Annotated in this window: 22 protein-coding genes; 10 read left to right on the top strand and 12 right to left on the bottom strand. The window is 67.3% G+C overall.

Annotation, left to right across the window (positions count from 1 at the left end; genetic code table 11):
* The first annotated feature begins 10 nt into the window (after nucleotides 1-10).
* The 3 genes from ACZY0R_RS01935 (at nucleotide 11) to fahA (ending at nucleotide 3,009) form a co-directional block, all read left to right on the top strand.
* Nucleotides 11-250 carry a DUF2783 domain-containing protein gene (locus tag ACZY0R_RS01935; RefSeq protein WP_045236832.1) on the top strand — a complete coding sequence of 80 codons (240 nt, stop codon included), beginning with the start codon at nucleotides 11-13 and terminating at the stop codon, nucleotides 248-250.
* Nucleotides 251-322: 72 nt separating this feature from the next.
* Nucleotides 323-1,663, top strand: coding sequence for a homogentisate 1,2-dioxygenase (gene hmgA, locus ACZY0R_RS01930; protein WP_488856884.1), 1,341 nt, complete (start codon nucleotides 323-325; stop codon nucleotides 1,661-1,663).
* 83 nt (nucleotides 1,664-1,746) lie between these two features.
* Complete coding sequence (fahA, locus tag ACZY0R_RS01925) at nucleotides 1,747-3,009, top strand: fumarylacetoacetase (RefSeq protein WP_488856883.1); 1,263 nt, start codon at nucleotides 1,747-1,749, stop codon at nucleotides 3,007-3,009.
* Here fahA and ACZY0R_RS01920 read toward each other — a convergent pair.
* From ACZY0R_RS01920 to ACZY0R_RS01875, 10 genes are all read right to left on the bottom strand, one after another.
* Complete coding sequence (locus ACZY0R_RS01920; RefSeq protein ID WP_488856882.1) at nucleotides 3,006-3,467, bottom strand: hotdog family protein; 462 nt, start codon at nucleotides 3,465-3,467, stop codon at nucleotides 3,006-3,008. The genes fahA and ACZY0R_RS01920 overlap by 4 nt on opposite strands.
* Before the next feature lie 4 nt (nucleotides 3,468-3,471).
* Nucleotides 3,472-4,275 carry a beta-ketoacyl synthase chain length factor gene (locus tag ACZY0R_RS01915; RefSeq protein ID WP_488856881.1) on the bottom strand — a complete coding sequence of 268 codons (804 nt, stop codon included), beginning with the start codon at nucleotides 4,273-4,275 and terminating at the stop codon, nucleotides 3,472-3,474.
* Nucleotides 4,276-4,283: 8 nt separating this feature from the next.
* Complete coding sequence (locus tag ACZY0R_RS01910; protein WP_488856880.1) at nucleotides 4,284-5,492, bottom strand: beta-ketoacyl-[acyl-carrier-protein] synthase family protein; 1,209 nt, start codon at nucleotides 5,490-5,492, stop codon at nucleotides 4,284-4,286.
* 86 nt (nucleotides 5,493-5,578) lie between these two features.
* Nucleotides 5,579-6,427: a polysaccharide deacetylase family protein gene (locus ACZY0R_RS01905; protein WP_488856879.1), complete on the bottom strand. Its 849-nt coding sequence runs from the start codon at nucleotides 6,425-6,427 to the stop codon at nucleotides 5,579-5,581.
* On the bottom strand, nucleotides 6,424-8,895 hold the full coding sequence (locus tag ACZY0R_RS01900) for an MMPL family transporter (RefSeq protein ID WP_488856878.1): 2,472 nt from the start codon (nucleotides 8,893-8,895) through the stop codon (nucleotides 6,424-6,426). Before ACZY0R_RS01900 ends, ACZY0R_RS01905 begins: the two co-directional genes overlap by 4 nt.
* Nucleotides 8,892-9,485 carry a LolA-related protein gene (locus tag ACZY0R_RS01895; protein ID WP_488859474.1) on the bottom strand — a complete coding sequence of 198 codons (594 nt, stop codon included), beginning with the start codon at nucleotides 9,483-9,485 and terminating at the stop codon, nucleotides 8,892-8,894. Before ACZY0R_RS01895 ends, ACZY0R_RS01900 begins: the two co-directional genes overlap by 4 nt.
* Nucleotides 9,486-9,548: 63 nt before the next feature.
* The gene (locus tag ACZY0R_RS01890) at nucleotides 9,549-10,514 is read right to left on the bottom strand and encodes a lysophospholipid acyltransferase family protein (RefSeq protein ID WP_488856877.1); all 966 of its coding nucleotides are present in this window, start codon (nucleotides 10,512-10,514) and stop codon (nucleotides 9,549-9,551) included.
* Nucleotides 10,511-10,867, bottom strand: a complete 357-nt coding sequence (locus ACZY0R_RS01885; protein WP_488856876.1) for an ApeI family dehydratase — start codon at nucleotides 10,865-10,867, stop codon at nucleotides 10,511-10,513. Before ACZY0R_RS01885 ends, ACZY0R_RS01890 begins: the two co-directional genes overlap by 4 nt.
* A complete protein-coding gene (locus ACZY0R_RS01880; RefSeq protein WP_488856875.1) occupies nucleotides 10,864-12,321 on the bottom strand; it encodes an AMP-binding protein in 1,458 nt (485 codons plus the stop codon). The genes ACZY0R_RS01885 and ACZY0R_RS01880 overlap by 4 nt, the downstream gene beginning before the upstream one ends.
* A complete protein-coding gene (locus tag ACZY0R_RS01875; RefSeq protein WP_488856874.1) occupies nucleotides 12,321-13,001 on the bottom strand; it encodes a COG4648 family protein in 681 nt (226 codons plus the stop codon). Before ACZY0R_RS01875 ends, ACZY0R_RS01880 begins: the two co-directional genes overlap by 1 nt.
* A 467-nt stretch (nucleotides 13,002-13,468) precedes the next feature.
* On the opposite strand from ACZY0R_RS01875, the gene ACZY0R_RS01870 reads away from it, so the two are divergent.
* From ACZY0R_RS01870 to ACZY0R_RS01840, 7 genes are all read left to right on the top strand, one after another.
* Nucleotides 13,469-13,729, top strand: coding sequence for a phosphopantetheine-binding protein (locus ACZY0R_RS01870; RefSeq protein WP_441630586.1), 261 nt, complete (start codon nucleotides 13,469-13,471; stop codon nucleotides 13,727-13,729).
* A 158-nt stretch (nucleotides 13,730-13,887) separates the two neighbouring features.
* Complete coding sequence (gene fabG / locus ACZY0R_RS01865; protein ID WP_488856873.1) at nucleotides 13,888-14,625, top strand: 3-oxoacyl-ACP reductase FabG; 738 nt, start codon at nucleotides 13,888-13,890, stop codon at nucleotides 14,623-14,625.
* A 24-nt stretch (nucleotides 14,626-14,649) separates the two neighbouring features.
* The gene (locus tag ACZY0R_RS01860) at nucleotides 14,650-16,026 is read left to right on the top strand and encodes an NAD(P)/FAD-dependent oxidoreductase (protein ID WP_488856872.1); all 1,377 of its coding nucleotides are present in this window, start codon (nucleotides 14,650-14,652) and stop codon (nucleotides 16,024-16,026) included.
* Nucleotides 16,023-17,138, top strand: coding sequence for a chorismate transformation FkbO/Hyg5 family protein (locus tag ACZY0R_RS01855; RefSeq protein WP_488856871.1), 1,116 nt, complete (start codon nucleotides 16,023-16,025; stop codon nucleotides 17,136-17,138). The genes ACZY0R_RS01860 and ACZY0R_RS01855 overlap by 4 nt, the downstream gene beginning before the upstream one ends.
* A gap of 114 nt (nucleotides 17,139-17,252) precedes the next feature.
* Entirely contained in the window at nucleotides 17,253-18,068 is an 816-nt protein-coding gene (locus tag ACZY0R_RS01850; protein ID WP_488856870.1) for a lysophospholipid acyltransferase family protein, read from the top strand.
* Nucleotides 18,069-18,174: 106 nt separating this feature from the next.
* A complete protein-coding gene (locus ACZY0R_RS01845; RefSeq protein WP_488856869.1) occupies nucleotides 18,175-18,966 on the top strand; it encodes a glycosyltransferase family 2 protein in 792 nt (263 codons plus the stop codon).
* Between the two features lie 181 nt (nucleotides 18,967-19,147).
* Nucleotides 19,148-20,236, top strand: coding sequence for a Rieske 2Fe-2S domain-containing protein (locus ACZY0R_RS01840; protein ID WP_488856868.1), 1,089 nt, complete (start codon nucleotides 19,148-19,150; stop codon nucleotides 20,234-20,236).
* 42 nt (nucleotides 20,237-20,278) lie between these two features.
* On the opposite strand, the gene ACZY0R_RS01835 is transcribed toward ACZY0R_RS01840, so the two are convergent.
* Both ACZY0R_RS01835 and ACZY0R_RS01830 read right to left on the bottom strand, forming a co-directional pair.
* Entirely contained in the window at nucleotides 20,279-21,034 is a 756-nt protein-coding gene (locus tag ACZY0R_RS01835; protein ID WP_488859473.1) for an IclR family transcriptional regulator, read from the bottom strand.
* Nucleotides 21,035-21,070: 36 nt separating this feature from the next.
* On the bottom strand, nucleotides 21,071-21,856 hold the full coding sequence (locus ACZY0R_RS01830; RefSeq protein WP_488859472.1) for a TonB-dependent siderophore receptor: 786 nt from the start codon (nucleotides 21,854-21,856) through the stop codon (nucleotides 21,071-21,073).
* Between the last annotated feature and the right edge of the window lie 83 nt (nucleotides 21,857-21,939).

Genomic DNA, 21,939 nt, shown 5'->3' with positions numbered 1-21,939 from the left:
AGACATGCGGATGCCGCTGAACACCGAACCCAACCTGACCCGGCCGGACGACTTCTACGAGGCGCTGATCGACATGCATCGCGACCTGTCAGACGCCCAGAGCCAGTCCGCCAACGCGCAGCTCATCCTGCTGCTGGCCAACCACATCGGCGACCTTGCCATCCTGCAGGAAGCCATGGAGCTCGCCCGTGCGGGCGTGCTCGCACGGGCTGTCGTCCAGCCCGCCACCGACCCGGCGGCCGCAGCCTGACGCTGCGCCCAACCGCATTTCAAGAAACCAAGAGCCATCGTAAATCGTAAGCGCAAGAGGAAGACACAAGACATGACGCAGACGCAACTGAACGTTCCGGGCAAAGCGCCGGACCACGGTACGCCCGGCTACCAGTCGGGTTTTGCCAACGAGTTTGCCACCGAGGCTTTGCCCGGTGCATTGCCGGTGGCGCAGAACTCACCCCAGCGCGCGCCCTATGGCCTCTATGCCGAACAGATCTCCGGCACCGCCTTTACGGCGCCGCGCGCGCACAACCGGCGCAGCTGGTGCTATCGCATCCGCCCGGCGGCCATGCACGAGCCGTTCACGCTGGTCGAGCAGTCGCGCATCGTCAGCCGCTTCGATGCCGTGCAGCCGTCGCCCAACCAGATGCGCTGGAGCCCGCCGGCCATGCCCACCGAGCCGACCGACTTTGTCGACGGCATCGTCACCATGGCCGGCAACGGCAGCCCGGAGGCCATGTCGGGTTGCGGCATCCACCTGTATCTGGCCAACCGGTCGATGACGGATCGCTTCTTCTATAACGCCGACGGCGAAATGCTGATCGTGCCGCAGCAGGGCAGGCTGCGCGTGGCCACCGAGATGGGCGTGCTGGACGTGGAGCCGCAGGAGATCGTGGTAGTGCCGCGCGGCGTGCGTTTCCGTGTGGAGTTGCCGGACGGCGAAGCGCGCGGCTATATCTGCGAGAACTACGGTGCCTTGTTCCGCCTGCCGGACCTGGGCGTGATCGGCTCCAACGGCCTGGCCAATCCGCGCGACTTCCTGACACCGCACGCCTGGTATGAGGATCGCGAAGGCGATTTCGAGCTGGTGGCGAAATTCCAGGGCAACCTGTGGCGCGCATCGATCGGGCACTCGCCGCTGGACGTGGTGGCCTGGCACGGCAACTACGCGCCGTACAAGTACGACCTGCGCCACTTCAACACGATCGGCTCGATCAGCTTCGACCACCCGGATCCGTCGATCTTCCTGGTGCTGCAAAGCCCCTCCGACACGCCGGGCGTGGATACCATCGATTTCGTCATCTTCGGCCCGCGCTGGCTGGCGGCGCAGAACACTTTCCGCCCGCCCTGGTTCCACCGCAATATCGCCAGCGAATTCATGGGCCTGGTCGAGGGCGTCTACGACGCCAAGGCCGATGGCTTCGCACCCGGCGGCGCCAGCCTGCACAACTGCATGACCGGTCACGGCCCGGATGCCGAGACCTTCGCCAAGGCCACCACCGGGGATACTGCGCAGCCGCACCACATCAGCGATACCATGGCCTTCATGTTCGAGACCCCGGCCGTGATCCGCCCGACGCCGTATGCGGCGAAGTCGGCCCAGTTGCAGGCCGACTACTACACGTGCTGGCAAGGATTGAAGAAGCATTTCAACCCCAGCCAGCGTTGATTCCGACCCAACGATTTTGTCTTTCGGGTGCGCGCGCGGCCGAAGCCGCCGGCACCTTTTGTCATTCCCTTCCGGAGCCCCCGATGATTACCGTCCAGCAGAGTTGGATCGATTCCGCCAACGATGGCGTTACGCATTTCCCGCTGCAGAACCTTCCCTACGGCATCTTTTCCCCGAACGGGCAGGGCCCGCGCGTGGGCGTCGCCATTGGCGACCTGATTCTCGACCTGTCCGTGCTGGACGCTGAAGGCCTGTTGCCAGCCGCGGTGAAGGGCGTGTTCGGTGGCGCCACGCTTAACGCCTTCATCGCGCTCGGCAAGCCGGCCTGGACCGAAACCCGACAGCGCCTGACGGCCTTGCTGTCGGCGGACGACACCATCCTGCGTCCCAAATCCGCCTTGCACGAGCAAGCCCTGGTGCCGATGGCCTGGGCCACCTTGCACTTGCCCGTGGACATCCCCGGCTATACGGATTTCTACTCCTCGCGCGAGCACGCCACCAACGTTGGCCGCATGTTCCGCGATCCGGACAATGCGCTGCTGCCCAACTGGCTAGAGATTCCCATCGGTTACAACGGCCGCGCCAGTTCGGTGGTGGTGAGCGGCACGGCGCTGCACCGTCCCAAGGGGCAGATCAAGCCTCCCAACGCGCCGCGCCCGATCTTCACGGCCTGCCAGAAGCTCGATTACGAACTGGAAATGGCCTTTATCGTCGGCAAACCGTCGACGCTTGGCGAGCCGGTCACCACCGCCGCTGCGGCCGGGCATATCTTCGGCATGGTGATCCTCAACGACTGGAGCGCGCGCGACATCCAGCAGTGGGAATATGTGCCGCTGGGCCCGTTCAACAGCAAGGGCTTCGGCACCTCGATCTCGCCGTGGGTGGTGACGATGGACGCGCTCGAGCCGTTCCGCCGCGACAATCCGGTGCAGTCGCCCGAGCCGCTGGAATACCTGCAACAGCCGGAGCGCAATGCTTACGACATCGCGCTGGAAGTCTCCCTGCGCCCGGAAGGCGCCGAGCAAGCCACCACCGTCTGCCGCACCAACTTCAAGGCCATGTACTGGACCATGGTGCAGCAACTGGCCCACCACACGGTGTCGGGCTGCAATGTCCGCGTGGGGGACCTGATGGGCTCCGGTACCATCAGCGGCACCACACCGGATTCCTATGGCAGCCTGCTGGAGCTGACCCGCAACGGTGCCGAGCCAGTAGCGCTGGCCGACGGCGGCAAGCGTGGCTTCCTGGAAGACGGCGACGAAGTGGTCATGGCCGGCTGGTGCCAGGGCGACGGTTATCGGGTCGGGTTTGGCGAAGTGGCCGGCAAGATCCTGCCGGCGCGCTAAGCGGCCGGGCTCAGAGGGACATCCAGGATGACCGCGGCGCGGCCGGCCAGTAGCAACTGGCCGGCCGCGCTGACTTCAAAGGCATAGAGAATGTTGTTCTCGCTGCCGCTGATGCGGTGGGCCTCCACCTGCAGCGGCGCGGCGATGTCGTCAAGGCGCGCCACGCGCAGGTCCAGCTTGCGCACGCTGGCGAGGTAGCCCACGCGCGGGCGTTGCGCCGGCTGTTGCAAGGCGGCGCCGTGCGCGGCCATGGCCTGCGCGGCGTATTCGATGCCGCAAACGGCCGCCAGGCGTCCGTGGGCGCGCAGCGGATTGTCCGGGTGGGTATGGCTGCTGGCTTCGCTGCGGATGAACTCCGGGCTCCAGTCGAGCACGGCGTCCAGCAGGCACATGGTGCCCTGATGCGGTATATGCGCCGCGATCCACGCGCGCCCCAGCGGTGCCGCGTCGGGATGCATGGCGCTATGCCGCCACGGCCGGTGTAACGGCCACCCGCAGGCGCAGATCATCCAGATAGTCGAGCACCACCTCGCGCGGGCCGCCCAGCGCCAGCGCTTGCAGCAAGGGCAGGGCCCGCGCCGCGGGCACGCCCTGGCGCAACCGTTCCAGCGCGGGGTCCGCCATCCGGCTGGCCGGGGCTTCGGCCAGCGTGACGTCGAGGCGCGCGAGGGAACGCGGGGTCGGCTCGGGCAGCAGCACCAGCGCCAGGCCGAACGCGTCCGGGATCGGCCGGTGGCTGCGCAACGGCTCCGGGTAGTCCGTGTCGTAGGCGATCAGCATGCACGCTTCGCGGTCCACCGCCACCTGGCACAGGGCGTCCAGCAGGCCGGCGCCGAAACTGCCGTCGCGGGCGCACAGCACATTGGACGCTGCCATGGCACCAGAGGCGATGCCCCAGTAGCCCGCCGCCGCGTTATGCACTGAGTTGTGGAAGCGCGTCGGCGAGATCAGCGGATCGTCGCTGGCCAGTGCCTCGCAGATCACGTGATAGTTGTAGCCGTCGCCGCTGGATGCGGTGAATACGGTCGGCAGGGCCGCCGCATCCATGCCGCTGGCCGCAGCGGCTTGCTGGCCAAGCCCCAGCGCCAGCTTGACGCTGGGGCCGGTGCGGCGCCGTTCGGCGGGTGGCAGGCCGGCCGGTGGTGGCAGCCCTGTCGATTCGCTGACATAAGGCAGCGTGCCGGCAAGTACGGCGGCACCTTGCGGCCAGTCCTTGAAACCGGGTCCGAGCAGGCCGATGCCTTCGATGAATGCGCTCACTTGCATGGGTAGGGTCAACCTGGCGAATCGGCGCGCCCGAACAACAGGCTGCAGTTGGAGCCGCCAAAGCCAAAGGCGTTGCTCAGTACGCGGTGCACGGCCTGCTCGCGGTTTTTCAGCAGGTAATCGAGCGGCAACTCGGGATCCGGCTCGGTGGTGTTGATGCCCGCCGGCAGCAGGCCGTGACGCAGCGCCAGCGCGCAGATCACCGCCTCGATGGCGCCGGCCGCGCCCAGTGTGTGGCCGGTTGCGCCCTTGGTCGAACTGCACGGCGCGGCGGGCAGCAGGTCCAGCATGGCCTTGCCTTCGGCCGCGTCATTGCTGCGCGTGGCGGTGCCGTGCAGGTTGACGTAGTCGATCTGCGCCGGCGTCAGGCCAGCGCTGGACAGCGCCTGCGCCATCGCCATGCGGGCGCCCAGTCCCTGCGGGTGCGGCGCTGACATATGGTGGGCATCGCTGGATTCGCCGATGCCCAGCAGCAGGATGTCTTCGCCCGCGCGCGCGGCGCTTGCCGCGGGAAGGCGCTCCAGCAGGCCGAACGCGGCGCCTTCGCCGATCGAGATGCCATTGCGGTGCGCGTCGTAGGGGCGGCATGGCTGGCTGGATACCAGTTCCAGCGAATTGAATCCGTACAGCGTGGTGTGGCACAGCGAATCGACGCCACCCACCACGGCAGCATCGATCAGTCCCGCCTCGATCATGCGGCGTGCCGAGGCGAACACCTTGGCACCGGACGAGCAGGCCGAGGAGATCGACGCCGCGGGTCCACGCAGGCCGAAGTAGCACCGCACGAATTCCGCCAGGGAGTAGGGGCTGTGGCTGCCGAGGTAATGAAAATCCGCGGGCAGCGCGCCGGTGTCGGGGTCGCGCCGGCGGTACGCAAGCTCGGTCTGCAGGATGCCCGCAGTGCTGGTGCCAAGGAACACACCGATCCGGTGCGCGCCATAGCGGGCCACGGTTGCGCGAACCTGCTCCGCAAAGCCGTCCTGTTCCAGCCCCAGTTGCGCCAGCCGGTTGTTGCGGCAGTCGAACTCAGCCAGCACCGCGGGCAGCGACGTCTCGTCCACCTGTGCGACTTCGCCAATATACGTATCCAGCTTGATATCGCTGAACTCGCAGGGAATCAGCCCGCCGCGTTGTGCGCGCAAGGCCGCCAGTGTGGCGTCGAGGCCATGCCCTAGGCAACTGGTGGCGGTGTAGTGCGAGAAAAGAAGGGGGGACACTGCTTTGTGGATCCGTTTGCGCGGTGCGCCGATTGTATCAAATGGCCTGTGTCAGCAAGCCGCATGGGGCACGGCGTCACGCAGCGTCACGCAGCATCACGCAGCGTTACGCAACGCAGCCCGGCGCTGTCGATGGCCCGCAGCACACGCGGCAGCACCTCCAGCACCAGCGGCCGGCCGGCGCGATCATGGCCTGGGTTGCCGTCGTGCAGCAGCAGGATGTCGCGCTCGGCCAGGCCGGTCAGCAAGCGGCGCGCGACATGATCGGCATCGCCGGCGGCGGCGGTGTCGAAGCCCCGCCGCGTCCAGCTGGCCAGGTGCAGGCCCAGCCGGCACAGCACGGGTTCGAGGAAGGGGTTGCGCAGCCCGGCGGGCGCCCGGAAGAAGCGCGGCGCGGTGCCGGTCAGTTCCGTCAGCACCTGCTGTGCCGTGGCGATATCGCGCAACTGCCGGGCCGGGCCGAACAGGGAGAAGTGATGGCGATGGTCCAGGCTGTGGTTCTCCACCGCGTGTCCGCGCTGCACGATCTCGCGGACCAGCGCGGGGTGCTGCGCCGCGCGCGCGCCGATGCAGAAGAAAGTGGCCTGCACGCGGTGCTGATCCAGCAGGTCCAGAACGCGTGGCGTCACCTCGGGATTGGGACCATCGTCGAAGCTCAGGGCCACGCAACCCTGTGCCGATGGCGGGAGGCGCCGCAGGTTGGGTCCCAGCCAGGTACTGCGCGGCCACAGCCCGGCCGCCGTCAGCAGCAGATGCGAGGCAATCACGCCGCCGGCAGCCCATGGCAGGGACGCAGGCTGTGCCACGATGGCCGCGGCGGCGCCGGCATGTACTGCCACCGTACCGCTGACCAGGGCGCCGGGACGCCACCGGCGGGCGCCCTGGATGGCGGCCGGGGCCGCTTGCAGGCGAGGGGTCGGGGTCATGCGGCTCATGGTTGGCTCCTGGCCCGCGTGGACAGCAGTGCCGGCGGCGCCAGGATAGCGGAGAACAACAGCGCGAGCACCGCGCCGGGGCCCACTGTCATGCCGAACGCTTGCAGCAACGGCAGGCTCGAGAAGGCGAGCAGTCCGAAAGCCGCCACGGTGGTCATGTTGGCCAGCATCAGGGATACCAGCGTATGTGGCGAAATAGCGGCAGCCTGCCGGCCGCTGCCGTTGAAGAACAGCGCGTAGTTCGATCCCACCGCGATCAGCAGCAGCATGCCGACCAGGTGCAGGATGGTGAGTTGCCGCCCGCTGGCGGCGAGCCCCGCGACTACCGCTAGCGTGGCGGCGGCCAGTGGCAGCAAGGTGCTCAGCACGCGGCGCGGCGAGCGCAGCGCGATAGTCAGCAGCACGGCGATGGCGGCGAGCCCGCCGAGCGACAAGCGCAGCGCTTCGTGCATATAGCTGGCATACAGCTGGTCGGATTCGTTCTTCAGGTCGACAAAGAGCGTGTCGTCCAGGGCCGCGCGCGCAATGGCGGCGCGGATCGGAGCGGCGTCGAGGCTCGGCCCCGCTGCCGGACCCGCATTGCCCTGTGGCGTCGCCGTGGGCGCACGCAGCGGCAGCGTGGCGCTCCAGCGCTCGCCGTGGCGGGTCAGCAGCCCGTCGACCGCGAGGGCCATCGAGGTGCCGCGCAGGTCTTCCCGGCGCAGGGGCGCCGCGCCGCGCGCTTGCTCGGCTTCGTCCAGGAACGGCGTAAACAGGCCTGGCTTCACGGGTTGATGCGCTACCGCGGCCTGCAGCCGTTGCGCCAGTTCAGGCCGCGGTGGCAGGCTGGCTTGCCGGGCGCGCTGGGTGGCCAGGCTGGGCAGGTAGTGCGCCGGGCTCTCATAGCCCGCGATGACGCCTTGCGCCACCAGGGGATCCAGCTCTCGCGCCACCCGCTCGGCACCCTGCAGCACGCTCTCCTGGTCGGGGCCGGACAAGACCACCAGGTAGCGCACGTCCGGCGCGCCGAGGTCGGCGCGCAACGCGGCGTCGAGTGCCTGTTCCCGCTCGGGCACAGGACTTAGCGAGGCGAGTTCCTGGCTCCACAGCGGGCCGCGCTGCATCAGCAGCACCGCGCCGGCTGCCAGCAGCAAGGCGGCCATCGGCCAGCGCAGCCGGTGGGCATGGGCGGCGGCGCGGGCCAGGCGCGTGCCCAGCGGCGTGACATCGCGCATGCGCAGGTTGGCCGGCGCCAGCCGCGGCAGCACAAAGCGCGTGACCAGCGCTGCCGTAGCCAGCCCGGCGATGGAATACAGCCCCAGCTGGGCGAGCCCGGGAAAGCCCGAAAGCAGCAGCGAAGCAAAACCGCAGACCGACGTCAAAACGCCCAGCCGCACCGTGGGCCAGAACGCGCCAACCCAGGCCCGTTCGTCGCGCCGGCCGGCATGTGTGTACTGGGCGGATTGCACGAACAGGTAGATGGAGTAGTCGACCGCCTCGCCAATCAGCGTGGTGCCGAAGCCAAGCGTCAGCCCATGCACCATGCCGCCAAAGCCGAGGCTGACCGCGGCCACGCCGGCCAGCGCGCCAGATATCACCGGCACCAGCCCGAGCAGCAGCGTGGGCACCGAGCGGTACACCACCAGCAGCAGCGTGACGATGAGGCAGATGCCCAGCGTGGACAGGCGCTCCACTTCCCGCTTGATGGTGTCGCGAGTGCTGACGGAGAACACGCCCGGGCCGGTCATCACAAGGCGGTAAGGTGCGGCGCCGGCCTGCGCTGGCTGTGCCTGCCGGGCTTGTCCGAGGGCCTGGCGGATGGCAGCGATGGCATCTGCCTGCCCGTCGGTGTCGGAGCCGGCGCTGGCGGTCTGTGCCAGCAGCACGGCGCGCTGGCCGTTGCGCGAGATCCATGCGCCGTCGCGCAGCGGCACGCGCTGGCTGCTATCGAGCTGGCCCAGCACGGAGGTGATTTCGCCGGTGGGATCGCGCGGCAAGAGCGTTTTGGTGAAGAGTCCCGCCGGCGAGGCGAGCAGGTCGAAGCTTTCGCCCACCGCCGCCTTGAGCCCGTCCGGCGAAAAGCGCTCGGGCGTGACCGTGGGGCTGAGCAGGTAGCGATGCGCATAGAGGAAACGCTGGTCGCTGGCCTGGTTGACCGGCTCGCCATTGTTGACCGAGGAAAAGCGCGGGTCGGCCCGCAACTTTGCCGCCACGGCCTTGGAGAGCACTGCCCGCCCGGCGGCGTCGCCGCCTTCGATGCCAAGCAGGATCAGCCTGGACACCAGCCCCTCGCGCAACTGGTCCACCAGCAGCTGCTGCTCCGCGCTCGGGCTGCGCGGCAGGAAAGCAGACAAGTCCGCCGTGAAGCTGGTGCGCGCAACCACCGCGGCGCAGGCCAGCAGGAACACTATCCACAGGCCGACGGCCACGCGCGCCGGCCGTTCGGCCAAGCGCTGGCGCCAGCTGTCGCGGCGAGCCTGTCCGGTCATGGGGCGCCGGCCGTCTTGATCTTCATCACCGAGCGGTCACCGTCTGCCTGCACGATTTCCACGCTCTCGAGCGTGTCCCGTGCGCCATCGATGCGGATCTGCCTGACGATGCCGGCCATGCGCGAATCGGCTGGCGTCAGGGTCAGCGTCCAGCGGGTAGCGCGGCCCTCGATGCCGAGGCGATAGTAACGCTCCAGCGCATTGCGGTTGCCCGCCAGGGTGCCGCGGATGCTCTCGATAAAGGCTGCGATTTCCGGGTAGTTTTGCAGCGGCATCACGAACCGCTTGCCGCCGCGCTCCACCGTCATCATGTCGCCGTCGAGCACGAGGTTCTCCGGCTTGGGCGCAACGGTACGCTTTTCCAGGTGATCCGGCGCCACGAATACCAGTTCCCCCGATGACTCCACCGGACGTTCGAGCATGGCGAGATATTTCGTCTCGGTAAAGCGCACTCGCCCGGATTTGCGCTGCGCCAGCGCGGACATCAACTGGTCCACGCCCCAGGCCGCGGAAGCGGTGGCGGGCGGTTCGGCGGCCTGGGCGGCAGGCGGGGCCGCCAGGATAAGCGCGCCGCCCAGGCAGGCAAGCATGGACAGGCGCGCAAGAACACGCAGGCAGTAAGGCGCGAGGGCGGCGGGGGATCGAGGCATGCGTCAGGGCTCGTTGCCGGGAGGCGGCTGGCTGGAAAGCGGCGGGCCGGACTGCCAGAAGTCGTAGAAGTTGAACCAGTTGTATGGCGCGTCGTGGCAGTGGCGTTCCAGCATGCCGACATAGCGTGTCAGTGCAGCCTGGACTTCCTGCTCACGCTGGCCGCGTGCCACTTGGGAGAAATCCGCCAGCGCCTCGAAGTGGATATCGTAGCGGTTGCCGCCGCGATACAGCCCGGTCATGAAGATCACAGGACGGCGCAGCATGGCCGCCATGCGCAGCGGGCCAGTGGGAAAGCCCGCCGGCGCACCCAGGAAATCGCACTGCTGCACGGGATCGGTGGCGCGTTGCGAGAGCGTGCGATCGGCCAGCATGCCGATCATGAAGCCGCGTTCCAGGTATTCGCGTGCCTTCAGCATGGCATCGATGCGGCCGAGTGAAATCACGTCCTGGCGCATGGCCGGGTTGATGGCTTCAAGCACGTCGTTCAGCTTGCGCGCGTTCTCCTCGTACATGGTGATCGCGACCCGCAGGCCGGGCCGTTGGCGGCCCACGGCGCGGATCACTTCGAAACTGCCCAGGTGCGCACCCAGCAGGAAGGCGCCGCCGCCTCGCGCCATGACCTCGTCCACCAGCTCGCCGCCATGCACGCGGATATCGAACAGGTCGAAGCGTTCGTTGAGCAGGTAGATGCGGTCGTGGATGGTCGAGGCGAAGGTGAAGACGTGTTTGAAACCGTCGCTCCAACCCGCGTAGCGTCCCAGCACGCGGTCCAGGTAGGCGCGCGAGGCATAGCGTGCGGTCGGGGAAAACAGCACGAAGTACGCGGTGATCAGGCGCAGCACGGCGCGGCCGAACCGGCGCCCGAGGCGCAAGGAGAGCCAGCTCATGATGCGCAGCAGCGTGGTGTTGCTGCGTTCCTGACGGCTGGACCAGTCGGCGCTGGCGGCTCGCTTGGCAGGCCACGTCATGCGCGGATTTCCCCTGACGACGGCGCCGCCGGGGTCAGCGTGCCGCTTGCCACGTCCCGGCCGCTGGCGCTGAGCGTGAAGCGGATCGTGCCGCGTGCATCGGCTTCGTGCGTGACCGTCACCGGTTCGCCGGGCGACACCGGGCTCAGGAACTTGACCGAACCGAGCTGGAAGATCTCCAGCGGTTGCGCCAGCGCCGCGCCGATCAGCGCGATCGCGTGATCCAGCAGCACCACCCCCGGCACCACCGGATGGCCGGGGAAGTGGCCGGCCAGCGCGGGATGATCGGGCGCAATGACGAAGCCAGCGGTGGCGCGCGCTTCGCCTTGTTCTAGGTGGGCCTTGCGCATCATGCGCCCTCTCCGGGCGGTTGTGACTGCCGGGCCGCCTGCAGCCTTGCCACCAGTGGCGCCAGGATCTCGTGCGGAAGCTTGCCCGTGGCGTTGCGCGGCAGCGTGTCGACGAATAGCAGCGGGCGTGGCAGGAAGGCCGGGTCGATGCGCTCGCGCAGCGCGTGCAGGATCTGCGCGGCCTGCAGGCGCGGCGCCATCACTAACGCAACCAGGCGCCGCACATGGCCTTCGGCCTGCTCGCCCGGCGGCGCATCCGGCATGAAGAAGACACCGTCCTCCACGCCCTCGATGGCGTTGAGCTGGTGGTTGAGGTAAGCCAGCGAGGTGCGCTTGCCGGCGATATTGATCAGGTCCGCCTTGCGGCCGTGCAACAGGAAGCGGGTTTCGTCCAGCAGCTCCAGCGCGTCGCCCATGGCAACGGGTTGTTCCACATGGCCGCCCGCTGCCCAGACCTGGTCCTGGTCCTCTGCGCCGCTTTCGCCGCCGGTTTGCCGCCGCGCTTCCAGCTTCACTCCAGGGAACAGTTCCCAGGCGCTGGTCTGCGCGGTGCGGCGCGTAGCCAGCTGGCCCGTTTCGGTGCTGCCGTAGATTTCCATCAGCGGCGCCGCCAGGCGTGCCTCCGCCTCGCATGCCAGCTTCTCCGACAGTGGCGCGGTGGCAGACAGGATGAGGTCTGCCGGGGGCAGCTTGGCGGGAGAGAGCAGCAGCGCGCGCAGGTGCACCGGCGAGGTCACCAGCACGCGCGGCCGCGGCACGGCTTCCAGCGCATCGCAGATGTCCGCGGGGTAGAAGGTATGCGCTGCGCTCAGGGCGATACCGCCCTGCAAGGCCAGCAGTACCGTCGACTCGAAACCATACATGTGCTGGGGCGGCACGGTGCCCACCAGTGTATAGGCGCGGCCGTCCTGCAAGCCCAGCCGTGCCGCCGCGGCGCGTACGTTGCTGACCAGGAAGCCCCAGGTCTTGCGGTGCGGCACCGGTTGCCCCGTCGAACCGGAGGTGAACACATAGGCCATGACGCGCTCGCCGGGGATGGACGGTATGCGCGGCTCAGGCAGGGTGGCAGCGGCGGCTTGCCCGACGAACCCGGGGACGCGGAAGCGCGGCAGCGCGATATCGCAATCCGGCGTGTCGTGCAGGCAGAAGGCGTCGGGCGCGAACGATGCGAGCTGGCGCACCATTTCCGGGGTATGGGTGGACGGCAGCAGGCTGATCTTGCCGGCCACCAGTGCCGCGCACAGGCCTACGGTGAAGCGATAGCGGTCGGCGCAGACATTGAAGATATGGTCGCCCGGCGGCAACTCGGCGGCCAGCCGCATGACGTCGGCCAGGAAGCGGCGCACCGTCACTGCCTGGCCGAGATGCCAGGCAATGATGTTATCCGGCGAGGTATGTGAAACCAGCGGATAGGCGCGTCCGTTGCCGGGCTGCCGGTGGGTGGGGGCGGCCGGCATCAACGCGACAACCCCGCGCGCGCAGCCATGGCCGCGCGGTAGCCCTGGATCGCTTCGCGAACGCCGGCATGGGCCACTCCCGGCAGCGCAAAACGGCGGCAGCCCGCTTCCACCACGAACATCAGTGCCACCAGTACCGGGCTGCACAGGTTGGCGAAGGTGGACCAGGTGGCGATAGGCGCAAGCGCGAACAGGACTGTGGATACCGTCGCCATGATGGCGAAGAAGAGCGTCCACGCCAGCGTGACGGCGCGTGTGTAGCGTTGCAGCGCGGGGGAAAGCGCTCCCCGCACGATGGCGGCGAACTGGGTGCACAGCGGCGTTTGCCCGCGCCGCAAGCTGCGGCCGAACATCAATCCGAGCGCGGTGTTCGCACCCATGTGCTGGGTGTAGTAGGTCCATCCGAAATGCTGCGAGAGCGGTGCGCGCATCAGCCACAGGCCGGCGCAGGCCAGCGTCAGCAGCACAAACAAGGAGAACCGCCGGCCTGAGCGCCAGCTGAGGCTCAGCCCCAGCAGGATAAAAGGCGCTGCCCCCAGCAGCAGGCCCGCCACCTGTGCGCCCGGCTGCTGGGCCACATGGTGCAAGGCGTACTCATACAACGCAAAAAGTGCGGCAACGATTACCCAGCCGTGACGGCGCAGCGGGTGCTGGCCAGTGGCATGTGCCGTAGCCTGCATTTGTTTGGGCGAGGCAGTGGAATTACTGGTGTGACAGTCGTCCGCCGGCCTGGCGGGCAGGCGAACGGGACGGCAGGTTGTGGATGGATCACAAGATGACATTTGGTGCTATATCGGGACGGCTGTGGCGTTTGGCTTGTCTTGCCGCATGCAAGGGTCTCGTGCCCTGCACTGGCGTCCGGCAGGATGGCCCGGCACCGATCTGGGCGCCGGGAAGCAAGACGAGAGCATATAGCGTGAAGACTGCTGAAGTGGAGCGATGTTTCAGGAAGCGGCGAACAATCTTGTTACTAAACTTCTCTTTTCTAGTGGGATTTACCCCAGCTTGGTAGCATCTGCCCCAAAGACGATGCCGGAGTATACGATAGCCGTCTGAATTCACGCATGCCCCGGGCTGCCCATCATGTGCAGGGGACGACTACCGTAGCGTGCATGCGGAACCCTTCGATATTTGCAACGTTGCGACGATGACCGAACTGGAACATGAACTCGCCGAGTTGATCATCGGCGAACTCGATATCTCCGACATCAAGCCGGAAGATGTCTCTGCCGAAACGCCTCTGTATGGCGAGGGCTTTGGCCTGGATTCGATCGACATCCTGGAGATTGCCCTGCTGATCTCGAAGAAGTACGGGTTCGAGTTGCGCTCCGACAATCCCGACAACCACGAGATTTTCGCCTCGCTCGGCAGCCTCGCCGCCTATGCGGCAGCGAACCGGACGCGTTGATGCCTCCGGCTGGCCGCCTGGCCTTGTCCGGATGTCAGAAGCCGTAGGACAGGCAAGGGATACCGAAGAGGGGCATCAATGGGAGGCATCGGGAAGGTGACTGTGATGCGCTGTGGGGCCCTGTCAACGTAACGAAGCAGCCGCTTGTGGGAGCGTGAATGGAGCAACAAGAGAGGCGCAAGCTGGCGCTTGTCACCGGCGGCAGCGGTGCGCTTGGACAGGCTATTTGCCTGGCGATGGCGCAGGCGGGCCATGAGGTATGGGTCCATGCCAACCGCCATCTTGCCCAGGCCGAGGCGGTAGCCGCGACGATTCGCGCCGCCGGCGGCCACGCGCATGCCATCGCCTTCGATGTCACCGATGCCGATGCCACCGACGCTGCGTTGCAGCGCATCCTGGCGCACGGGCCGGTGCAGATACTCGTCAACAATGCCGGCATCCATGACGACGCACCGATGGTCGGCATGACGCGCCAGCAGTGGCGCAGTGTCATCGACGTCTCGCTGAACGGATTCTTCAATGTCACCCAGCCCCTGCTGATGCCGATGATGCGCACCCGCTGGGGCCGCATCGTCAGCATGGCTTCGGTGGCGGCGCTGGTCGGCAACCGTGGCCAGGCCAACTACGCTGCCGCCAAGGCCGGGATCACCGCTGCCACGCGGTCCCTGGCCATTGAGATGGCCTCGCGCGGTGTCACCGTCAATGCCGTGGCGCCCGGCGTCATCGAGTCGCCCATGACCGGCGAGGCGTTTCCGGTTGAGCGCATCCGGCAACTGGTGCCGGCACAGCGCGCCGGCAGCCCGCAGGAGGTCGCCGGCATGATCGCCTACCTCGTCTCGGACGCGGCGGCCTACGTCACTGGCCAGACGCTCTCCATCAATGGCGGCATGGCCTAGTGCGGCCGCGGGATTCCAGGAAACATGATGGATAACAATGCTCCTTGCAGCACCGCTGGCGCAACGCCGGCCACGTTGCCGGCGTCCGGCCTGCGCCAATGCGATGTGCTGGTGATCGGCGGGGGCCCTGCCGGGTCCACCGCCGCGGCCTTGCTGGCCGAGCGCGGATTCCAGGTCACTCTGCTGGAGAAGGCGCGCCATCCGCGTTTCCATATCGGCGAATCCTTGCTGCCCGCCAACTTGCCGCTGTTCGAGAGCCTGGGCGTGGCCGATGAAGTGCGGGCCATCTCCATCGAGAAGTGGGCTGCCGAGTTTGTCTCCCCGTGGCACGAAGGCGGCCAGGCATTCGAGTTCGCCGATGCCTGGGACAAGTCGATGCCATACGCCTACCATGTGCGCCGCTCTGCCTTTGACGAACTGCTGTTCCGCAATGCGGCGCGCAAGGGCGCGCGGGTGATCGAACAATGCCGGGTGCGGGAAGTGGAGTTCCTTGCGCAGGACTCGGGCGCCGTGGTGCATGCGGTACGGGACGACGGCAGCCGGGAGGACTGGCAGGCACGCTTCGTAGTCGACGCGTCCGGCCGCGATACGTTTCTTGCCAACCGCTTCAAGACCAAGCTGCGCAATCCCAAGCACAACAGCTCCGCGCTGTACGGGCACTTTCGCGGCGCGCGGCGCCATCCTGGCAAGAACGAGGGCAACATCACCATTTTCTGGTTCGAACACGGCTGGTTCTGGTTCATCCCGCTTTCGGACGGGACCACCAGCGTGGGCGCCGTGACCTGGCCGTATTACCTGAAACGCCGCGACAAGCCGCTCAGGGATTTCTTCGCCGACACCATCGCGCTGTGCCCGGCCTTGGCGGAGCGGTTGGCGGGCGCGGAGCTGGTGGCGGACGTGGAGGCCACCGGCAATTATTCCTATGTGACCGAGCAGACCTTTGGCCCGAACTACGTGCTGCTTGGCGACGCCTATGCCTTTATCGACCCGGTGTTCTCATCGGGCGTGATGCTGGCCATGACCAGCGCCTTTGCCGCCGCCGATGCCATCGAAACCTGCCTGCGCGAGCCGGCCAGGGCGCAGGTTGCGCTGCAGCGCTTCGACAAGGTAGTGCGCCACGGTCCCAGGCAGTTCTCCTGGTTCATCTACCGCATTACGACGCCGACCATGCGCGACCTGTTCATGGGGCCGCGCAATGTGTTGCGCATGAAGGAGGCGTTGCTCTCCGTGCTGGCCGGCGACATCTACGGCAAGACGCCGATCTGGCGCTCGCTGCTGGCCTTCAAGGTGCTCTACTACGGCGTGGCGCTGTTCAACCTGCGGCGCTCATTGGGCGCATGGCGTCAACGCCGCCGCAATATCCGCCCGCTCGACGACGCCGGCACGGTGGCCAGCCGATGAAGCGCGACGCCATGAACGCGACACCGCTACGGCTGGCGCAGTACTCGGCCCGTGGACTGGCGGCGGTACGGCCGGGCTGGCTGGATGGCGCGCTGGGGGCCGTGTGGTATGGCGGCGGTTCGCCGCCGGCGATGCTTGCCGGGACGGACTTGCCGCTGGCGCGCGTGGCCACGCCGCCACTGGGCGAGGACCCCGTCGTATGCGAGGTCTGGCACGGCAGCAATGCTGCCTGGGACACCATGGGCGAGCCTGCCACCGGCCGGCACGGCGTGGTGGATTTCCGCACGGATGCCACGCTGGGCCTGATCTTCGGCAGCGTCACGCTGCGCGAGGCGGACTTTGCCGCCGCGCAGGGGAGCCTGCTGCAGTCGGCGACCGAGCGCGCCTATCGCGACATCTTCGGCTTGCTGGATGCGAAGGGCTATCCCTATCTCGTGCGGGTGTGGAATTACGTGGCCGACATCAATGCGGAGGAGTCGGGCATGGAGCGGTATCGCCAGTTCAATATCGGGCGGCAGGATGCCTTCACGGCTTGCCGCCGGGAAATCGTGGGCAATGTGCCGGCGGCCTGCGCGCTAGGCGCGGTGGGCCAGCCCGTGGCGCAGCGCACGCTCTCGGTCGGCTTCCTGGCCAGCCCGCGCGCGCCGGTCGCGGTGGAGAATCCGCGCCAGGTCAGCGCCTATCACTATCCTGCCCAATACGGCCCGCGCAGCCCTACCTTTGCACGCGCCGGCGTGTGGCAGGCCAGGGCGCACGACGAACGCGCAGCCCCCGTGCTGTTCGTGTCCGGCACCGCCAGCATTGTCGGGCATCGCACGGTGCATGCCGGCGATGTAGCCGCGCAGACGCGCGAGAGCATCGCCAATATTGCCGCCGTCCTGGAGCAGGCCGCGCGCGATGGACATGCGGGGATCGGTCTGCCGGAACTCGCCTACCGGGTTTACGTGCGCCATCCGCAGGAACGTGGCACCCTCGCCAGCGTGCGCGCGGCACTGGAGAGTGCGGTCGGGCACGGCGTGGTGGCCGCCTATGTGCAGGCCGACATCTGTCGCGGCGATCTCCTGGTGGAAATCGAGGCATCGGCCGGCCATGGGCTGGAAGTGTTGGCGTGAGCGCGACATGACACTGCATCCCCCAGGCCGCCGGCACAGCCTTGACCCCGATATTCGCGGAATCCGCCATCCGCGCGGAAAGCGGGGAATGCGCGCGTCCGTGGAGGTGGCCTGATGCTGCGTCAACTACGCGGAACCTTGCTTGGCCTGGCTGCGGTGGCAGCTGAATATACCGTGTTCTATGCAGGCCTGCTGTTGCTGGCGCTGGTGTCCCTGCTGTGGGCGCCCTTCGCCGCGGCCTGCTACTGGCTGCTGCCGGCCGGGTTGGGGCGGCGCTTCGGCCGTTTCGTGATCATGTGCATATTCCGCTTCTATCTGTGGGCCCTGGAGGGCATGGGCGCCTGCCGCTTCGACCTGCGCGAACTTGACAGCCTGCGTGGCGGGCCGCCCCTCGTGCTGGCGGCGAATCATCCTGGCTTGCTGGATGCCTTGCTGGTGTTGTCGCGGCTGCCCGGGGCGGCCTGCATCATGAAAGCCGACGTGGTGGACAATCCCTTCCTCGGTGCCGCTGCCAGGCTGGCGCGCTATATCCGTAACGACACGCTGGCCGGCATGATCCGCTGTGCCGTGCAGGAACTGCGGCGTGGCGGCCAGGTGCTGGTATTCCCTGAAGGCACGCGCACCACCCGCCGTCCGGTCAATGCCTTCAAGGGCGGCGTCGGGCTGATTGCCAAGCGTGCGGGCGTGCCGGTGCAGACGCTGTTTATCGAGACCGATTCGCCGTTCCTCGGGAAGGGCTGGCCGATTTTTCGCAAGCCCGATATGCCGGTCTGCTATCGCGTCCGGCTGGGGCGGCGCTTCGACGCGCCCGACAGCGAGCGCGCTTTCATGGCCGAGCTGGCGCAATACTATGAGGCGGAGCTGTCGCGCCCGGAAAGAGAGCCGCTTCGTCCGGGCGCCGCGGGCTGCGCCGCGGTGCACAACGTTTAAGCGGCCAGGTTTGCGCGCCCGGGCTAGCCGGCGGGTTGGCGGGCATGCCTCCTGTCTCCTGTTCTTGCTGTTTTTGTTTTTTCACTGTTTCCAGATTCGCCTTCGCATGATCAAGCCTTCCAACACCCATCTCGTCCTGATTCCCAGCTACAACCCTGGGGCCAAGGTTCGCGACACGGTGCGCGAGGCGCGGCGCCATTGGTCGCCGGTGTGGGTGGTGGTGGACGGCAGCACCGACGGCAGCACGCAATGGCTGGAGCAAGAGGCGGCAGCCGACCCGGGCTTGCGGGTGCTCGTGCTGCCCCGCAACCAGGGTAAGGGGGCTGCGGTGCTGCAGGGGCTGGAGCAGGCCGCGGCGCAAGGGTTCACCCACGTGCTGACCATGGATTCCGACGGCCAGCACCCGGCCGGCCTGATCGCCCCCTTCATGGCGGCATCGCAACGCGCTCCGGGAGCCATGGTGCTCGGCCGCCCCGTCTTCGATGCCAGCGCGCCGAAGGCCCGGGTCTACGGGCGGCGTATCTCCAACGCCTGGGCCAACCTGGAAACGCTCTGGGCCGGCATCGGCGATTCGCTCTATGGCTTTCGTATTTACCCGATCGCGCCGCTGCGTGCTGTCATGCACAAGCAGCGCTGGATGCGGCGTTTCGATTTCGATCCCGAGGCGGTGGTGCGCATGTGCTGGCATGGCGTGCGGCCGCTGAACGTGGACGCGCCGGTGCGCTATTTCAGCGCCGAGGAAGGCGGCGTCTCGCACTTCCACTACGTGCGCGACAACCTCTTGCTGAGCGGGATGCATGCGCGCCTGCTCGCCGGCTTCCTGCTTCGCCTGCCGCTGCTGGCCTGCCGCCGCCTGTGCGCCCGGGACGGTGCGGCGTCCCGCATCACCGCGCCCTGACGGCGCCTCCTTCAAGCATGGCGTTTCTGTCGAGCGCTGCCCGTCCGGCGGCGTTCGCTTGCCGTCGGCTGTGTCCCGCCGCACATGCTTCGGCTTGCCTTCAGGTAGACTGATCTCTGTGTGAGTTCCAGCCCATGCAGTCGGCCAATCGAGATTCCAGTCTTGCAAGGAGAAGTCCCCCATGCATGCAGTCCCGTTGCTAGATGGCAGTGCCAACGGTAGTCCCGTCGAAGTACCGATCCGCGACCTGCGTCGCGTCACCATTCATCCCGATTATTGGTATCCGCTAGCCTGGTCGCGCGAAGTCAAGCGTGGCAAGGCGCATGGCGTGCGCTTCGCGGGCGAGCCGATCGTGCTGGTGCGCACGGAATCCGGCGCGGTGTTCGCGCTGGAGGATCGCTGCGCGCACCGGCAGGTGCCGCTGCATGCGGGCGTGGTCGATGGCGAATCGATTCGCTGCTGCTATCACGGGTGGACCTACGACTGCACGGGCCGCTGCATCGATGTGCCTTACCTGGGCCGCGAGCGGCTGCCCAACGGGGTGCGCTCCTATCCTTGCCGCGAGGTGGAGGGCCTGATTTTCGTTTTCCCCGGCAGCGCGGTGCTCGCCGACGAAACGCCGCTGCCCGACCTTGGCTCGGTGGCCAACAAGGCGTACAAGACGCGCCGCTTCGGCCGCGAGGTCAAATGCCATTACTCGTTCATGCACGAGAACCTGATGGATATGAACCATCAGTTCCTGCACCGCCGGCAGATGGGCCAGATGCGCGCGCGCTCGCTCGGGCGCCGGCGGGGTGAGGGGTGGGTCGAGGTCGACTACACCTTCTCGCGGGAAGAGGGCAAGCAGCCGGTGGGCGAAGCGCTGGTGTTCGGCGGCGGCAAGAACGGCGGGCAGAGCGGCAAGGATGTAATGACGGTCCGTACCTGCTATCCCTACCAGACATTGCAGATCCGCACCTCGGAAGGGACGCTGGTGATGGATTTGTGGATCGTCTATGTGCCGCTCGACGCGGCGCAGCGCACCAACCGCACCTTCGGATTGCTGTCGATCAAGAAGCCCGGCATTCCCGGCGTGCTCAACCTGGCGTGGCCGCTGCTGGTGTGGTTCACCGAGCGGATCTTCAAGGAAGACCGCTGGATCGTGGAGGCGGAACAGGAAGCGCACGACAAGCAGGGCGCGGACTGGAACCACGAGGTGTTCCCGGTCATCAACGAGCTGCGCGACCTGCTGCGCGAGTGCGGCGAGCCGGAAGCGCCCGGCCCGGCCTGATAGCGGCTTCCTGCCGGGCTATCGGGCTATCGGGCTTTTCAGCTATTGGGCGAACCGGCTGCGCTCGTCGCGTTCCAGCGCCGAGCAGGCCGTCCTGAGCATGGCCGAGAAGCGCGTCAGCGCGGGTTCGATGCGATAGACCGGGCCCGCAATGGAAATCCCATAGCATTCGCCCGACAGCCGCACCGGCCAGGCCAGCGCGCCAACATCGGGCATCGACTCGCCCAGGTTGATAAAGCAGCCCTGCTGGGCGGACTTCTCCAGTTCGGCTTCCAGCTGCGCCACGCCCGATATCGTGCGGGGCGTAAACCGCTCGAAGCTGAGCTGCGCCATCAGTGCGCGGCGCTCGTCCTCCGGCATGACGGACAGCAACGCCTTGCCGATGGAGTTCGCGTGGAGTTCGCGCCGCTCGCCCGCGGTGGCGATATAGCGGATCGCGTGCGGGGATTCGAGCACGTCGAGGTACACCACCCACCGGCCTTCATGCAGCTTGCCGATCACCACGGTTTCGCCTGTGGCGGCCCGCAGCTCGTTCATGGTGCCGTGCACGCGGTCCAGTACCGGATCGTGGCGCGCGATCTGCTGCGCCATGGCGAGCAGCCGGCCGGTGGGGTAATAGCCCTGGCGGCGGCCGGTCTCGTAGAGATAGCCCAGCGAAGTCAGGGTGCGGATCAGCGCAAGGCAGCTTGATGCCGGCACCGCCAGCAGGCGGGCCAGTTCCGATAGCGAGAGCGCGCGCCGCTCGCGGGCAAAGGTTTCGATGATCTCAAGCACGCGCAGCGCCGTCTTCACGTTCATGGGCGGCGCTTTGTTGTCGTTGGCGGTCATGTGTGGTCAGGCCGCGCGCCTGGGGGGAGGGCGCGGGCCGGGTTGGCCGGAAGATAAGCGATCATCATAGTCTATCGGCCCGCGACATTCTTCCTCCCGGCCCGCGGCGCATCGGTAGCTGACGTTCAGCCCCAGGCGGAAGCTGCGCGGCGTGCCGTAGAACGACGAACTGGTGCTGGTGTAGTAGCGCTTGTCGAACAGGTTGTAGAGGTTGAACGTCGCTGAGACATTCCTGGTGATGGCATAACGTGCCATCAGGTCCACCACCGAGTAGCTCCCCTGCGTGAAGCGCACCCTGAGGGGCCCCTGGTTGTCGCTGTAGGTCTGGTTCTGCCAGCGCAAGCCGCCACCCACCGTCAGCCCGTTGCCAATGGCGGCAATGCGGTACGTGGTGAACAGCTTGAGGGTGTCCTGCGGGATATTGGTGTTGAGCGCCTTGCCGTCTTTATCCGTGCTGAAGTTGCGTGCGAAGCTTGCGGTTGCCTGCCAGTCGCGCGTCAGTTCGCCCGAGATTTCCAGCTCGTAGCCGCGGGTCTTGGCGCCGGATGCGCCGTAGTAGGCCTGCGAGCCGTCGGGCGCGAGGGCGCCGGGGATGGCCACCGCCAGGTTGTCCTGCTTGACCCAGTAGAGCGCGCCGCTGATGTTCAGGCGGTTGTTGAAGAACGCGCCTTTGCCGCCGATTTCATAACCGTTGCCAACCAGGGGGTCGAGGAAGCTGCCGTTGACTGTCCGGTTGTTTTGCGGCTTGAAGATATTGGTATAGCTGGCGTAAGCCGACCAGTGCTTGCTCAGGTCGTAGAATCTGCTGGGCCGCCGGAGAAATTTTTGCCGCCTGCCGTGGCGAGCGCCACCGGCCCCTGACCGGGCTTGCCGGA

This window comes from Cupriavidus sp. F041 (assembly GCF_057814235.1).
Note: the sequence above shows the minus strand (reverse complement) of the source record. Positions and strands in the feature narration are given on the sequence as shown.